Here is a 13,174-nt window from a genome sequence, read left to right on the forward strand (position 1 = left end):
GAAATCGGCAAATTTTAAGATCAAAAATGAATTGTGTTAAATAAAAAGTCCATTCTAAAATTATTAGCTATATTTGCGGTTATAATTAAAGTATTTTTAAGTATGCTTAAATCACTTTTCAATTGGAAAGTTTTACTGAATTTAGTAATAGCCATCGGTGTTTTTGCAGGGTTGGTATGGCTCACATTTCGCTGGTTGGAACACCATACAAATCATGGACAGGAAATACCTGTTCCTAATATTGTTAATAAATCTATACATGACGCTGTTAAAATTTTAGATGATACCGGATTGGAATATGAAGTAGACAGTGCTAACTATAATCCTAAATACAGACCATTCCAGGTTCTTCAGGTTTATCCTGCACCGGGTTCCCGTGTAAAGGACGGAAGAACAGTACACCTTACAGTAAACCCGAGAACATGGGCTCCAATTGCCGTTCCGGATGTTATTAATAAATATTCAGGGCTGGCATTCCAGAGATTGGATCAGGTGGGTCTTAAAATTGGAGATACCATTTATGAACCGAGTATTCAGAAGGATGCCCTTTTAAGAATTTTATATAAAGGAAATGCTGTAAATCCGGGGGCACGTTTACCTAGATTTTCCGTTATTGATGTCGTGGTAGGATCAGGACCTATGAGAAATATTTCCATTCCAAATGTAGTAGGACTTACGGTAAAAGAAGCAAGAGCTGTCATTACCAAAAGTATGTTTGAAGTAGGATTGGTAGAGCATGAAGACGGAAGCAATGATGAATCGGATATTATTTATTATCAGGACCCGGCTTCAGGAGATGTTCGTGATCAGGGAATGCAGATTGACCTTTGGGCCAGTAAGAAAACTCCGGCAGAATTAAGAGCAAAAATAGAGCAGCTGAATTCTATTTACAGAATGAAAGTGGATACTTCACTTCCTCCGGTAAGATATGAAGAAGTGCACAATGAACCAAGCTATGAAGCACCGCCAGTACAAGCTCCTGCACCTAGAAGAGAGACTCCAAAACCTGAAGTGCCAAAAACTGAGACCCCTAAGACTCAGACAACGACTTCTAAACCTGCAGCTTCAGGAACAGAGAAGCCTAAAACTTCTACTGCCGCCTCTACTACAGTACACACAGCTAAACCAGCCGCTTCAACAACTACACAACAGCCTGCTCAAAAGCCAAAAGCTAAGAAGGTAGTCGTAGAATAAGATCAGATTAATATCAAAAATACAGGCTTCAACTGCAAAATGTTGAGGCCTTTTGTGTAAAAAATATAAAACAATGTCAGAAGATAACGAAGATTTTTTAGATGAAGAATTATTAGATTCCAACAGTATTGAAAACATCGATATTGACGAGGAAAATAAAGGATTGTATGAACATCTTAATATATCACTGTTGACAGCAAACAGGAGCCATTAAGAATTGATAAGTTCCTTTTGATCTACAGACAGAATTCTTCAAGGAATAAAATTTCACAGACCTGCAGAGCAGGAAACGTTGTAGTGAACGGTACTCCGGTAAAACAGAATTACCGTGTGAAACCTGGAGATCAGATTTCGGTACTGCTTACCCATCCTCCAAGAGAGAATGTCATTATTCCGCAGGATATCCCTGTAAATATTATTTATGAAGATGATGACCTTGTGGTAGTGGATAAGGAAGCTGGAATGGTAGTACACCCGGGATTCGGAAACTGGGACGGGACATTGGTGAATGCGCTGGCCTTCCATTTTGAAAAGAATGGAGCAAAGTCTGATCTTGACAGAGTGGGGCTTGTTCACAGGATTGATAAAGATACATCCGGACTGCTGGTGATCGCAAAGAATGAGTATGCATTGAGCTTTCTGGCAAAACAATTCTTCAACAGAACTACCAAAAGACTGTACTGGGCTTTTGTGTGGGGGAACCCTCAGGATGAAGAAGGTACAATCAGAGGCCATATCGGAAGACATCCTAAAAACAGAATGCAGATGTCTGTCTATGAAGATGGCAGCCAGGGAAAACACGCTGTAACCCATTATAAAGTCCTTGAAAGGTTCAAATACATGACATGGGTAGAATGTAAACTTGAAACGGGAAGAACCCATCAGATCAGGGCGCATTTCAGACATATCGGCCATACTTTGTTTAATGATGAAAGATATGAAGGGCACACTCCTTTAAGAGGGGTAAATCTTCCTAAATACAAACAATTTATTAAAAATGTTTTTGAAATTTTACCAAGACATGCCCTTCATGCCCATACCCTCGGATTTATACACCCAACGACTAAAAAGGAATTATATTTTGAGAGCCCAATGCCCAAAGATATGGCGGATGCCGTAAAAAAATGGAGAAATTATTTGGAAAACTAAAAATATATTGAGAATTTTTTTATATTTGTTGAATTGAAATCAAGATTTGTTATGAGAAAACTATATGCTATCGTATGTTTAGCTCTTTTGTCAAATGCATACAAAGCACAAGAATCACTACCATACTATCAGCAATATCTTTTGGATGGTGAGTTCCTGTTCAACCCAGCTCAATACGGAAAAACAGATTACGTACAGCTCAACGCCAATTATCAACAACAATTTTCAAAGTTCAACAATTCTCCGAATGTACAGTCAATCGGGATTAATGCGAATATCTTTGATAGAGTAGGTGCTGGTATTTCCGTATTCAGAGATAGTAATGGACCTATTTCTGCAGGGGGAATCACAGCTGGTGCTTCATATTTTATTCCTCTAAGTAGTGAAGGAGATAGAAAAGACCAGTTCTCTTTCGGTACAAGTGTTAACTTCTATAACATGAACTTTGATTATTCTAAAATTAATACTGAAGAAGGAGGCGACCCGTTATTGAGAGGTGAGGAAAGTAATATCTTCATGGTGTATGCGAACTTCGGTTTGGCTGCTACCTATAGAGGCTTATTCGGAGGTGTTTCCGTAAATGATATCGCATTAAGCAATGATGCTTCTATCGTAAACAACTACGAGCCTTCTCCAATTAAATTCTTCTTAAACTTAGGATATAACTGGAACATTGCTGATAATATTACATTAGCACCATCAGCATTAATCAACCTTAATACAAACTCAACGAGAATGATAGACTGGAACCTTATGGCTACATTCTCTAATGATATCAATGCATTCTCTTTCGGGGTTAGCTACAGAACGGTTCAGAACAGATTTGATAATCAGAACCTGAGTATTTCTCCAATTGTAAAAGTGAGATTCAACAAATTCATGATCGGAGCAACTTATAACCTTGGAATATCTGATATCCAGAGTTATGGTGGAAACAGTTTCATGATTGGTCTTGGTTATAACTTTGACAACTTTATTAATGTTAGAGGATTTAGATACTAATCAATTTAATTTAAATAAATTTGAGCTCTGAAAAATTTCAGAGCTTTTTTTATGATATATATTCACATTCCGTTCTGTAAACAAAAATGCAGTTATTGCAATTTTCACTTTTCAACATCCCTGAATTTCAAGGATGATATGCTTCGTACAATGAAAACTGAACTGATGCTCAGAAAAGATGAATTACAGAACAGAACGCTGAAATCCCTGTATTTTGGAGGGGGAACACCTTCTATTCTTTCCGTTGATGAAATCAATTCCTTAATTGATGAGGTGTTGCGGTATTTCAGTTTTGAAAAAGATATTGAAATTACTCTGGAAGCCAATCCGGATGATTTAGATAAAAGTTTTTTAAAGCAGCTAGCTGGAACACCAGTGAACAGATTGTCTATTGGTACTCAAAGTTTTTTTGAAGAGGATCTAAAATTAATGAACAGAGCGCACACTGCTTCCGAGGCAGAAGGTTCTATCAAACGGGCACAGGATTTTGGCTTTGAAAACCTGAGTATTGATTTGATCTACGGTTCACCAACCTCCAATCTTGAGATCTGGAAAGAAAATCTGAATAAAACAATAGCATTGGAAGTTCCGCATATTTCGTCCTATGCTTTGACGGTAGAACCCAAAACTGCTTTGGAAAACTGGATTTCAAAAGGAAAGGTAAAAAGTCCAAAAGAAGAAGAGCAAAACAGAGAATTCTATTATTTATCCGACTTTTTAAAAGATAACGGCTTTGAACATTATGAAGTTTCCAATTTTGCCAAACCCGGATTCTACTCCCGTCATAATTCTTCGTATTGGAAATATCAGGAATATCTGGGAATAGGGCCTTCAGCACATTCTTATAACGGCTTTGATGTCAGAAGCTGGAATGTTGCCAATAACCAGCAGTACATTAAAAAGCTTAATGATAAACTGTTGGCCAAAGAGGAAGAAATTCTTTCTAAGGAAGATCAGTTCAATGAAATGATTATGATTGGTCTGCGTACTATCTGGGGTGTAGATCTTACGAGCTTAAAAAATAAATTTTCAGATAGATTACTGGAGCATTTTCAGACAGAAATCAAAACGAAAATAGAAGAAGGGATTTTAATCATTGAAAATGATCATTTAAAAATTCCTGAGAAACATTGGTTTATGGCAGACGGAATTGCATCAGATTTGTTTATTGTATAATGTTTGTATGTATACAGATATGCCATAAAATTCACTATTTTTGTATAAAATTTCAGCTCATTTGAAAACTAAAAAACAAGATTATTCACATCTTTCGCCAAGCCAGCCTATCGGAATTTTCGACAGCGGGGTGGGAGGCCTTACCGTTGCCAAAGAAATTAAAAGACTTCTGCCCAATGAAGATCTGATTTACTTTGGGGATACAAAACACCTTCCTTACGGAGAAAAATCAAAGGAAGCCATTATTGAATATTCTACAAAGATTACCAATTTTCTGCTGGAGCAGAACTGTAAAGCTATTGTGATTGCCTGTAATACGGCAACAGCTAATGCTTTAAATGAAGTTATGCAGTCTGTTGCAGGTAAGGTGCCGGTCATAGACGTTATCAATCCCGTAGCAGAAAAAGTATCCTACGAAATCCACAATAATGTAGGAGTTATTGCTACCAAAGCAACAGTAAATTCAGGATTATACAAAAAGAGTATCCGAAAGCATAATAAATGGATCAAAGTGGATGAGCTGGCAACGCCATTGCTGGTTCCTGCTATTGAAGAAGGATTTAAAAATCATCCTATTACCCATGCTATTATTTATAATTATTTAAGTAATAGCAAATTAAAGAATATTGAAACACTCATTTTGGGCTGTACCCATTATCCTCTTTTAATTGATGAAATCAAGCAGTATTACGGAAACAGAGTTCGGGTTATTGACTCTCCGAATATTGTAGCCAATCATCTGAAGATTATTCTGGATAAATACAATCTTTTAAATGATAACAATCCTAAACCGGATTATCACTTCTACCTTTCCGATCTTACCAAGAATTTTGAAAAGATCTCTAAGAAGTTCTTTGGAAAAACAATAGATTTAGAATTGAAAGTATTATAAATAAAAAGTCTGCTTCGGTATGAGGCAGACTTTTTTATGAGTGTCTTTTGTGAAATAATTTGTGATTAAGTTACGCTTCCACAATTACTTTTTCAGCTTTCAGTCTCATCTTTGGATTAAACTTTGGCTGATTCGTATCCGTTTCATCTTTCTGTCCGATAGCAACTGCAAATAACGTTTCATATTTTTCATTTTTTAGTAGATCATCATATTGCTCTGGTTCAATTCCTTCCATCGGAGTTGAATCTATTCCCATAGCTGCGCAGGCAGAAAGCAGTACTCCCAGTGATAAATAAACCTGATGTCCAAGCCAGGATTTTACGCTGGCTTCACCTTTTGACTTTACTCTGTTTTTGTAGTAGTTTATATTACCTTCCGGAAGACTTTCTTCAATCTGCTGTTCAAAATCTGCTGTATTCTTAAGCACCTGAAAAATAATCAGATGGCTGCAGTCTAATACTTTTTCTTTATTGATAAAAGAAACTTCTGCCAGTTGTTTTTTCAATTCAGAATCATTTACAAAGATAAAGTTCCACGGCTGGCTGTTAATAGATGAAGGGCTCAGATTCAGGATTTCTTTAAGTTCTTCAATCTGTTCTTCACTGATTTTTCCCTGAGGGTTATACTTTTTTACAGTATATCTGTTTTTCATTTTGTCTAAAAAGTTCATAATTTTGTACTATCATTTTTATAGTTACAAAATTAATTTAAGTTTATTAACTTTGCAATAACGGTAAAAAAGGATAGTATAAAAATGTATACAATAGATGATAAAGCATACCCATGCTGTACCAGTGTTACCATGAGGTTTATAGGTGGAAAATGGAAGGCAGTTATTTTATATCACCTGATAGATGGTGCTAAAAGATACAATGAATTAAGAAAACTAATTCCTACCATTACGGAAAGGACGCTGAGTCTTCAGCTTAAACAGCTTGAAGAAGACGATATTATTGACAGAAAAGTATTTACAGAAAAACCTCCATTAATGGTTGAATATACCTTAACGGACTTTGGAAAAACCCTTCTTCCCGTATTGGAAGCGATTACAGATTGGGGGAAAACAGCTCCGGAAAGATCAAAAAAAATAATCAGGAATTAAAGTTCCTGATTATCTTCTTTATTCGGTTCAAAAAAACTGAAACTTACATTTCCGTATTTTCGGGTATCTATTAGATTGGGGTGCTCCAGTTTCATACGGCTTTGGTGTTCTACAATAAGAACTCCGTTTTCTTTCAGGTATTTATTGTTTAAAACCAGAGAAATCAGTTCATAATACTTTTTCTCCTCCATTTCAAAGGGAGCATCTGAGAAAACAATCTCAAATGATTTTTTATTTCTGAATTTTTTAAGCCAGTCAAATACATCACCTCTCTGCACATTGATCTGAAGTGCCATATCAAGCTCAGAAGCGGTAGAGTTAATAAATGCCGTATGCTTTGGATTCATTTCTACAGAAGTAACACTCTTACATCCTCTGGAAGCAAATTCAAAGGTAATAGAACCAATTCCTGCAAAAAGATCAAGCACGGAGATCGACTGCGTATCGTATTTGTTTTCCAGAATACTGAATAAAGCCTCTTTCGCAAAATCAGTAGTAGGCCTTACATCAAAGTTTTTAGGAGCGGCAATTTTTTTGGCTTTCCATTTGCCTGATATTATTCTGAACATATTTTTGTTAGGGTTTAGGTGATAGATTATAGGTTTAGGTAATTACTGGGGTATTCTAATCCCTGTTACCTGCAGCCTGCAACCTAATTAAGTATAAAATTTTTGTTTGGAATATTGTCAAAAACAATTTTCAGATTTTTAACAAATTTCTGAAGCTCGGAGATGAATGTTTCATTTTCCGTAGTTTCTCCATAAGCATAAAAGTTGGTTTCGTTGATTCCAAATCCTATCTTGCTCAATGTAAACATAATGAAGTAAAGGAAATCTACTTCTGAGTTGACATCAAGGTTATTATAAAGAATGATTTTCTTATTATCAATTGCAAAAAACTCACATTGATTATGGTAAAGATTAATGTGAATTTCTTTATTGGTTTTGTTATTGATTGAGCTTAGGAACTTTTCTCCGGAGAAATTAAAATGAGCAGGTATGGCCAGTTCTTTTATTTTCTTATAGTAGTTCTTCGGGAAAGTATAATAAAATTGAATGTTGAATTTTTTGTTGATAGAAAGCATCAGTTCTTCCTTCTCTCTATCAGTAGGAGCGTTGAAGGCAATCAGGTCAAATCCTGCCTCATGCTCAGAAAAACCTTCCGGCATCAGGGTAAAATGATTAAATGCTGAAATCACCTGAATCTCGTCATAGCGCTGCTTGATAAGAACTTCATCCAGCTTTTGCTCAATAAGATTGGCTGGTGTCTCTTCAGTAACGAAATAAGACTTTTCCTCCAGAATGCTTTTGTTTTTAACAATCTGGCAGATCAATCCGTCTTTGGTAAAAAGTAAATTAAGTACGTTCATATTTCAATTGCTGCAAATTTAGTGAAATTCTACCATTACCGCACCCGATTGATGGTGAAGTATTTCCTTATTATAAAAATCAATATTAACCTGGCTTTCCAATACATCCCGAACCATCCTCTGTAAAATCCCATCACCAATACCGTGAACAATCTCCAGTCTCTTCAGGTTGTTTCTTCTGCAAAACTCAATCACTTCAATCAGTTTTTCCTTTTGAATAAACAATCTTTCGAAGCTGTCATAATCACTTGGATTCTTCACCAAATTATGAAAATGCAGGTCTAAAACCAAATGATTTTTCTGGTGTTTCTTAGAAATGATCTTTTTAGGTTCTGCTTTCCTTACCACTCTGATATTTTCATAAAGATCTGAATCCTTCGGAACCAGTTTTTCTTTTGCATACTGGTGAGTGAAACCATATTCATCCTTAAAAACGACAATATTTCCCTTTACGGAAGTAATTACTCCGCTTAAATCTTCATCAACTACCGAAACCTTATCGCCGATCTTCATAATTTTTTAAGAATTGTCTGAACCCAATATTTTGTGCAAAGGTAGAAAGTAAAACGTATTGAAGGCAAACTCCTTTACCCTTAAATCCTCAAACTTTCCCATTGATCAGACTCTCGGTCCCAATTCAATAACTTCCAGATCCTTGATTTCTTCACCGTCTACCACAAAGCGCATCATTGTTCTTACTTTATGCCAGCCCTGTTTTCCACAGGCGCCGGGATTAAGGTGCAGCAGGTGATTTTTCTCATCATACATCGCTTTCAAAATATGTGAATGCCCTGAAATAAATAATTTTGGAGCTTTTTCGGTTATTTCTTTTTTAGCAAGTGGAGTATATCTTCCGGGGTAACCTCCGATGTGAATCATCAAAACTTCCAGTTTTTCACAGAAGAAACGGTTGACTTCAGGAAACTCAGCCTGAATTTTAGCATCATCAATATTCCCGTACACACCCTTCAGAGGTTTTATCTTTTCCAGCTGTTCAATGACATCCAGATTTCCAAAATCTCCGCAATGCCATACCTCGTCGGCCTGAGAAGCATATTCCAGGATCCGGTTATCCATATATGAGTGAGTGTCGGAAAGGAGAAGGATCTTTGTCATTATCTTAGGGTTCTTTCTGTAATATTTTCGTGGTATTTATCTTTGAATATCGCTACACGGTCAGAATTCAGTTCTCCGTCATGATTAATCACTCTTTCTTTTAATAACCATTTTACCAGCTTTTCCATTCCTTTTTTAGAATTCATAAAATTGGCAATTTTGGCTATATCTGTTGATTCTACTTTTGTTTTTTCAGGCAGAAAATTCAGGATAAAATAATCATCACTTACATAGCTTGGAGTTTCATTGTCCATATATCGGTAAAGAAGAATCTCTTCATCATCCTTCATGGAAAAAAATGAATATTGGGCTGCATTGATTTTTTCAGCCTTCAGAATCTGTTTCCCATCCAATAAAACTTTATCATCTTTGATGGTTACATCCTGAGAGAAATATAAATTACAGCCTACCATCAATAAAAATAGAGCTAATAATCTGTTTACTGCCATTTTTTGATATTTTTTTAAGACTGCAAATATAAGAAGCTTTAACAAACTTATCAGATATGATTGCTTTCAGAGGGCAATTTTCAATTATCAGTCAGTAATATTTTTTGTTCTTCGGATAGAATCCAGTTTCTTTTCTATATCCACACTGAAAACCTTTTTTAGCTTCAGTTGATTCTCAGTAAGCTTTGAAATAACAAAAGTACCGGTCATATTTGTATTGGAAGGAAATACTAGAGTTACTGTAGAATCTGAAGCTTTTTTCCAACTCCCGATGTAACGGTCTGGTTTTTCATTTTTAGTAACCGGTTCTTCCAAAGTATCATATCTTAATGTAGATTTAATCAGGTTTCCTGTTACTTTTCCATTTTTCTGAAATCTGATTCCTTCTCTTCTTGCCTCAAAACCATCCTGCTTTTCGTAGGTATAAATATAAGTATCCATTTTACTGAGATTCCAGGTTTGTAAAAGTAACGGATTGGAAGTTCTGTCCTGGGCTTTGATACCACTGACTGCGAAAAGAGAGAAAATACAGATACAAATAGTCTTTTTCATGAATACAACTGATTTATCATAAAGTTTTAACACTGCTAAAATTAGCATCACTTAATATTTAGTAAATTTGGGAAAATTAAAATAAACAATGAAACAGAAACTTTCTTTTTTCATTTTTCTTTTGACCGTAGGATTGGCTAATGCGCAGGTTGAAGAAAAAAAGCTGGATGAACTGATCCAAAATACCCTGAAAACCTTTGATGTACCTGGAATGTCCGTAGGAATTGTAAAAGACGGGAAAATGATTTACTCCAAAGGTTTTGGAGTACGTTCTCTTACAACCAAACAGCCTATGGATGATAATACATTGGTAGGAATTGCTTCCAACTCTAAAGGTTTTACATGTGTGGCACTGGCGATCTTAGCAGATGAAGGAAAACTGAACTGGGATGATAAAGTTTCCAAATATATTCCTGAGTTTCAAATGTATGATCCATATGTTTCTCAAAATGTAACAATAAAGGACCTTATTACGCACAGAGCTGGATTAGGCCTTGGACAGGGAGATCTTATGTTTTTTCCGGAAGGAGGAAGCTTAACGGTTAATGATATCGTTCACAACGTAAGATACCTGAAACCTGAAAATCCTTTCAGAACAAAATTGGATTACAATAACATCATGTTTATTGTTGCCGGAGAAGTGATTCACAGGGTTTCCGGATTAAGCTGGGCAGAATTTATTGAGCAGAGAATTATGAAGCCTGTAGGAATGACTTCAAGCTTTGGAAGTTACAGCAGAGCAAAAACTACAGCCAATAAAATTGACGCTCATGCTCCAGTAGATGGAAAAGCCATTGCTGTTCCTCACGACTGGAACGAAACAGCAAATGCTGCAGGAGGAATTATGAGTAATATTAAGGATATGACAGCTTGGGCAGAATGTCTGTTAAATAATTTCACCACCAAGGATGGGAAAAAATTAGTTTCAGATAAAAATGTTCAACAACTGTGGAATCTTCAGATCCCTGACAGAGTTGCGGCAAAAAATCCATACGATACAAGCTTCTACGGATATGGTTTAGGCTGGTTCCTGAGTGATGTTAAAGGACATAAACAGGTACAGCACACAGGAGGATTGATTGGAACGGTTACACAGTTTACTTTAATCCCGGATATGAAACTGGGAATTGTAGTTTTAACGAACCAACAGTCCGGAGCTGCTTTCAATACCATTACCAATACAGTGAAAGATTCTTATCTTGGCGTGGCAGACAGAAACTGGCTGAAAACATATGGCGACAGAATGTCTAAAATGGAGACTGAGTTCAACAAACAGAAGAAAGATGCCTTTGCAAAATCAGAAGCCTTCAAAAAAGAAAAATCTCTTCAGCCAAAAGCAGAACAGTTTACAGGAACTTATAATGATGTTTGGTTTGGCGATGTAGAAATTGCACAAGAAGGAAATGTATACAGAATTTCATGTAAAAACTCTCCAAGATTAAAAGGAGAGCTGCTTCCTTATTCCAACAATTCTTTCATTATCAAATGGGATGATAGAAGCTATGATGCAGACGCTTATATTATTTTCAGTTATGACGAAAACGGAAAAGCAGAATCCGCAAGGCTGAAGGCAATTTCTGATGTAACAGATTTCAGTTTTGATTTTGATGATCTGGATTTGAAGAGAAAATAAAAGACAAAATTGTAGAAAAATATTTAATAGGAACGGGCTTTAGCCCGTTCTTCTTATTATATACAGCGGAAAATGGCTTTGCCGAAATTAAACCACCTCTGGCAAAAAATGATGGTTACTGTGCAAGATTCAGGTCCTGATTAGCTAAAGTAAGTTCTGTATTAAGGTGCTGTTTTTCGAAGAAATTTTTTAATTCCAAAAGTCTTTTTCTATCATTATAATGGATGCTGGAATTCAGTTTTCTTTGACACAATGAGCAAGCTCTTGCAAGATGAGAATCTGTTTCCGGAAGTGAATTGGTTCCATTCATCACACAGTTGGCATTCAGGCAATGGCTGATTCCGAACATATGCCCGATCTCGTGTGAACTGATCTTTATTAATCTTAGAAGACTTTCATTGAATTTGGAGTCTGTTAAATGACCATTTGCAAATCTGTACATAGACGTTACACCTACACCGTCTTCATAAGATGCAAGCCCGAAAACATAGTTCCATTCCGGTTTTGGAAAAAGATCTTTCTCTGTAATTCCCATCAGTACTATAGCATCTTTGGGCTTTCTTTTGATTAGAATGCTGTCCAGTACATAACCTGCCAGAATCTGTTCCTTTCCTTCCTCTGAAATTCTTTTGACTTTATCAGGAAAGATCGTATTGGGTAAAACGGGAAGGATTTTTGTTTCCAGCTGGAAATATATTTTTAAATATTCTTTTGTGAGTGCTATTTCTTTTTCCTGAAGTTCATCAAACTTTCCGATGGGTTGAAGATAAATAGTGTTTTTTCCAGGTTCGGGCTTTATCTTTTTTAATTTCTGAAAATCTTCAAATGTCTGGAAATGCTCATCATGATTATACCGCCAGCTTCCGGGTCTTGGAGAAGCCGAGAGTTTTATATCATTCAGTGCAATTGATTCAAAATAAGATCTCTTCTGTTTCTGACATGAAAAAAGAAGAATGAACAGACCTGCATAAAAAAAGAGAGACGTAACGTTATATTTTCCCCGGTTCATAAAAGAACAGAAGTTTCTTTTTGGCACCGTCAAATTCGGACCAGGATTCACAGTCTACCTCAAAACCAGCAACTCCGCAGGTGGGAAAATGGAAAATATCTTCAGAAATAGAATTGGCAAAATTGGAAATTCCATTATTGTGAGAGAAAAAAGCAACTGAATTCAGAGTATCATCCAGGTCATAAATTACAGATTCAAAACTTCTTTCCGAAGGATTATACAATTTTTCATCAGTAGAACAGTCAAGTTGATAAGCCTGATTAAAAATTTTACAGGTATTCAGTGCGCGTACCGCGGGGCTGGACACAAAGTGATCGATGGAAATATTATTGTTTTTAAGGAATCTGGACATGTGCATAGCGTCTGTCAAACCCTTGTCTGCCAAAGGTCTGTCAAAGTCCTCCGTTTCCTCCGGCCAGTCGCTTTTTGCATGTCTTACGAGGATGAGTTTCTTCATATAATTGTTTTTTGGAAGATTAAAATTATAAAAAAAATAATGGAATAAAACATGATTTATATAAAAAAACTGCG

The 13,174-nt window shown here is 36.0% G+C and carries 15 protein-coding genes and 1 pseudogene; 7 read left to right on the plus strand and 9 right to left on the minus strand.

What is annotated here, in order from left to right; genetic code table 11:
* Window positions 1–102 precede the first annotated feature (102 nt).
* The 5 genes and pseudogenes from KIK00_RS18875 to murI all read left to right on the plus strand — a co-directional run bounded on the left by KIK00_RS18875 (window position 103) and on the right by murI (window position 5,413).
* Window positions 103–1,194: a PASTA domain-containing protein gene (locus tag KIK00_RS18875; RefSeq protein WP_255813848.1), complete on the plus strand. Its 1,092-nt coding sequence runs from the start codon at window positions 103–105 to the stop codon at window positions 1,192–1,194.
* A gap of 73 nt (window positions 1,195–1,267) precedes the next feature.
* A pseudogene (locus KIK00_RS18880) lies at window positions 1,268–2,343 on the plus strand (RluA family pseudouridine synthase).
* 51 nt (window positions 2,344–2,394) lie between these two features.
* Window positions 2,395–3,345: a PorP/SprF family type IX secretion system membrane protein gene (locus tag KIK00_RS18885; RefSeq protein ID WP_255813849.1), complete on the plus strand. Its 951-nt coding sequence runs from the start codon at window positions 2,395–2,397 to the stop codon at window positions 3,343–3,345.
* A 51-nt stretch (window positions 3,346–3,396) separates the two neighbouring features.
* Window positions 3,397–4,521, plus strand: a complete 1,125-nt coding sequence (hemW, locus tag KIK00_RS18890) for a radical SAM family heme chaperone HemW (protein WP_255813850.1) — start codon at window positions 3,397–3,399, stop codon at window positions 4,519–4,521.
* 61 nt (window positions 4,522–4,582) lie between these two features.
* Window positions 4,583–5,413: a glutamate racemase gene (gene murI / locus KIK00_RS18895; RefSeq protein ID WP_255813851.1), complete on the plus strand. Its 831-nt coding sequence runs from the start codon at window positions 4,583–4,585 to the stop codon at window positions 5,411–5,413.
* Window positions 5,414–5,483: 70 nt separating this feature from the next.
* Here murI and KIK00_RS18900 read toward each other — a convergent pair whose 3' ends face one another.
* On the minus strand, window positions 5,484–6,083 hold the full coding sequence (locus tag KIK00_RS18900) for an NAD(P)H-dependent oxidoreductase (protein ID WP_255813852.1): 600 nt from the start codon (window positions 6,081–6,083) through the stop codon (window positions 5,484–5,486).
* Between the two features lie 84 nt (window positions 6,084–6,167).
* Between KIK00_RS18900 and KIK00_RS18905 the strand changes: the two genes are divergently transcribed.
* Entirely contained in the window at window positions 6,168–6,515 is a 348-nt protein-coding gene (locus tag KIK00_RS18905; protein ID WP_255813853.1) for a helix-turn-helix domain-containing protein, read from the plus strand.
* Here KIK00_RS18905 and rsmD read toward each other — a convergent pair.
* From rsmD to KIK00_RS18935, 6 genes are all read right to left on the minus strand, one after another.
* Window positions 6,512–7,084, minus strand: a complete 573-nt coding sequence (gene rsmD / locus KIK00_RS18910; protein WP_255813854.1) for a 16S rRNA (guanine(966)-N(2))-methyltransferase RsmD — start codon at window positions 7,082–7,084, stop codon at window positions 6,512–6,514. The genes KIK00_RS18905 and rsmD overlap by 4 nt on opposite strands.
* Window positions 7,085–7,167: 83 nt before the next feature.
* Entirely contained in the window at window positions 7,168–7,884 is a 717-nt protein-coding gene (locus KIK00_RS18915; RefSeq protein ID WP_255813855.1) for a DUF3822 family protein, read from the minus strand.
* An 18-nt stretch (window positions 7,885–7,902) separates the two neighbouring features.
* Window positions 7,903–8,397, minus strand: coding sequence for a Smr/MutS family protein (locus KIK00_RS18920; protein WP_255813856.1), 495 nt, complete (start codon window positions 8,395–8,397; stop codon window positions 7,903–7,905).
* Between the two features lie 105 nt (window positions 8,398–8,502).
* A complete protein-coding gene (locus tag KIK00_RS18925) occupies window positions 8,503–9,000 on the minus strand; it encodes a metallophosphoesterase (protein ID WP_255813857.1) in 498 nt (165 codons plus the stop codon).
* Window positions 9,000–9,449, minus strand: coding sequence for a hypothetical protein (locus KIK00_RS18930; protein ID WP_255813858.1), 450 nt, complete (start codon window positions 9,447–9,449; stop codon window positions 9,000–9,002). The genes KIK00_RS18925 and KIK00_RS18930 overlap by 1 nt, the downstream gene beginning before the upstream one ends.
* 87 nt (window positions 9,450–9,536) lie before the next feature.
* A complete protein-coding gene (locus tag KIK00_RS18935; protein WP_255813859.1) occupies window positions 9,537–10,001 on the minus strand; it encodes a hypothetical protein in 465 nt (154 codons plus the stop codon).
* Window positions 10,002–10,089: 88 nt separating this feature from the next.
* On the opposite strand from KIK00_RS18935, the gene KIK00_RS18940 reads away from it, so the two are divergent.
* Window positions 10,090–11,634, plus strand: a complete 1,545-nt coding sequence (locus KIK00_RS18940) for a serine hydrolase (protein ID WP_255813860.1) — start codon at window positions 10,090–10,092, stop codon at window positions 11,632–11,634.
* Between the two features lie 115 nt (window positions 11,635–11,749).
* On the opposite strand, the gene KIK00_RS18945 is transcribed toward KIK00_RS18940, so the two are convergent.
* Together KIK00_RS18945 and KIK00_RS18950 are read right to left on the minus strand one after the other, a co-directional pair.
* On the minus strand, window positions 11,750–12,643 hold the full coding sequence (locus tag KIK00_RS18945) for an archaemetzincin (protein WP_255813861.1): 894 nt from the start codon (window positions 12,641–12,643) through the stop codon (window positions 11,750–11,752).
* Window positions 12,624–13,100, minus strand: coding sequence for a histidine phosphatase family protein (locus KIK00_RS18950; protein ID WP_255813862.1), 477 nt, complete (start codon window positions 13,098–13,100; stop codon window positions 12,624–12,626). The genes KIK00_RS18945 and KIK00_RS18950 overlap by 20 nt, the downstream gene beginning before the upstream one ends.
* Between the last annotated feature and the right edge of the window lie 74 nt (window positions 13,101–13,174).

This window comes from Chryseobacterium sp. MA9 (genome assembly GCF_024399315.1).
GTDB lineage: Bacteria > Bacteroidota > Bacteroidia > Flavobacteriales > Weeksellaceae > Chryseobacterium.

Excerpts from the sequence above, each read along its gene's own strand:
- KIK00_RS18920 (WP_255813856.1), bottom strand. The coding sequence starts at position 8,397 with ATGAAGATCGGCGATAAGGTTTCGGTAGTTGATGAAGATTTAAGCGGA.
- KIK00_RS18900 (WP_255813852.1), bottom strand. The coding sequence starts at position 6,083 with ATGAACTTTTTAGACAAAATGAAAAACAGATATACTGTAAAAAAGTAT.
- KIK00_RS18950 (WP_255813862.1), bottom strand. The coding sequence starts at position 13,100 with ATGAAGAAACTCATCCTCGTAAGACATGCAAAAAGCGACTGGCCGGAG.
- KIK00_RS18875 (WP_255813848.1), top strand. The coding sequence starts at position 103 with ATGCTTAAATCACTTTTCAATTGGAAAGTTTTACTGAATTTAGTAATA.
- KIK00_RS18915 (WP_255813855.1), bottom strand. The coding sequence starts at position 7,884 with ATGAACGTACTTAATTTACTTTTTACCAAAGACGGATTGATCTGCCAG.
- KIK00_RS18885 (WP_255813849.1), top strand. The coding sequence starts at position 2,395 with ATGAGAAAACTATATGCTATCGTATGTTTAGCTCTTTTGTCAAATGCA.
- KIK00_RS18925 (WP_255813857.1), bottom strand. The coding sequence starts at position 9,000 with ATGACAAAGATCCTTCTCCTTTCCGACACTCACTCATATATGGATAAC.
- KIK00_RS18930 (WP_255813858.1), bottom strand. The coding sequence starts at position 9,449 with ATGGCAGTAAACAGATTATTAGCTCTATTTTTATTGATGGTAGGCTGT.
- hemW (WP_255813850.1), top strand. The coding sequence starts at position 3,397 with ATGATATATATTCACATTCCGTTCTGTAAACAAAAATGCAGTTATTGC.
- KIK00_RS18935 (WP_255813859.1), bottom strand. The coding sequence starts at position 10,001 with ATGAAAAAGACTATTTGTATCTGTATTTTCTCTCTTTTCGCAGTCAGT.
- KIK00_RS18940 (WP_255813860.1), top strand. The coding sequence starts at position 10,090 with ATGAAACAGAAACTTTCTTTTTTCATTTTTCTTTTGACCGTAGGATTG.
- KIK00_RS18905 (WP_255813853.1), top strand. The coding sequence starts at position 6,168 with ATGTATACAATAGATGATAAAGCATACCCATGCTGTACCAGTGTTACC.
- KIK00_RS18945 (WP_255813861.1), bottom strand. The coding sequence starts at position 12,643 with ATGAACCGGGGAAAATATAACGTTACGTCTCTCTTTTTTTATGCAGGT.
- rsmD (WP_255813854.1), bottom strand. The coding sequence starts at position 7,084 with ATGTTCAGAATAATATCAGGCAAATGGAAAGCCAAAAAAATTGCCGCT.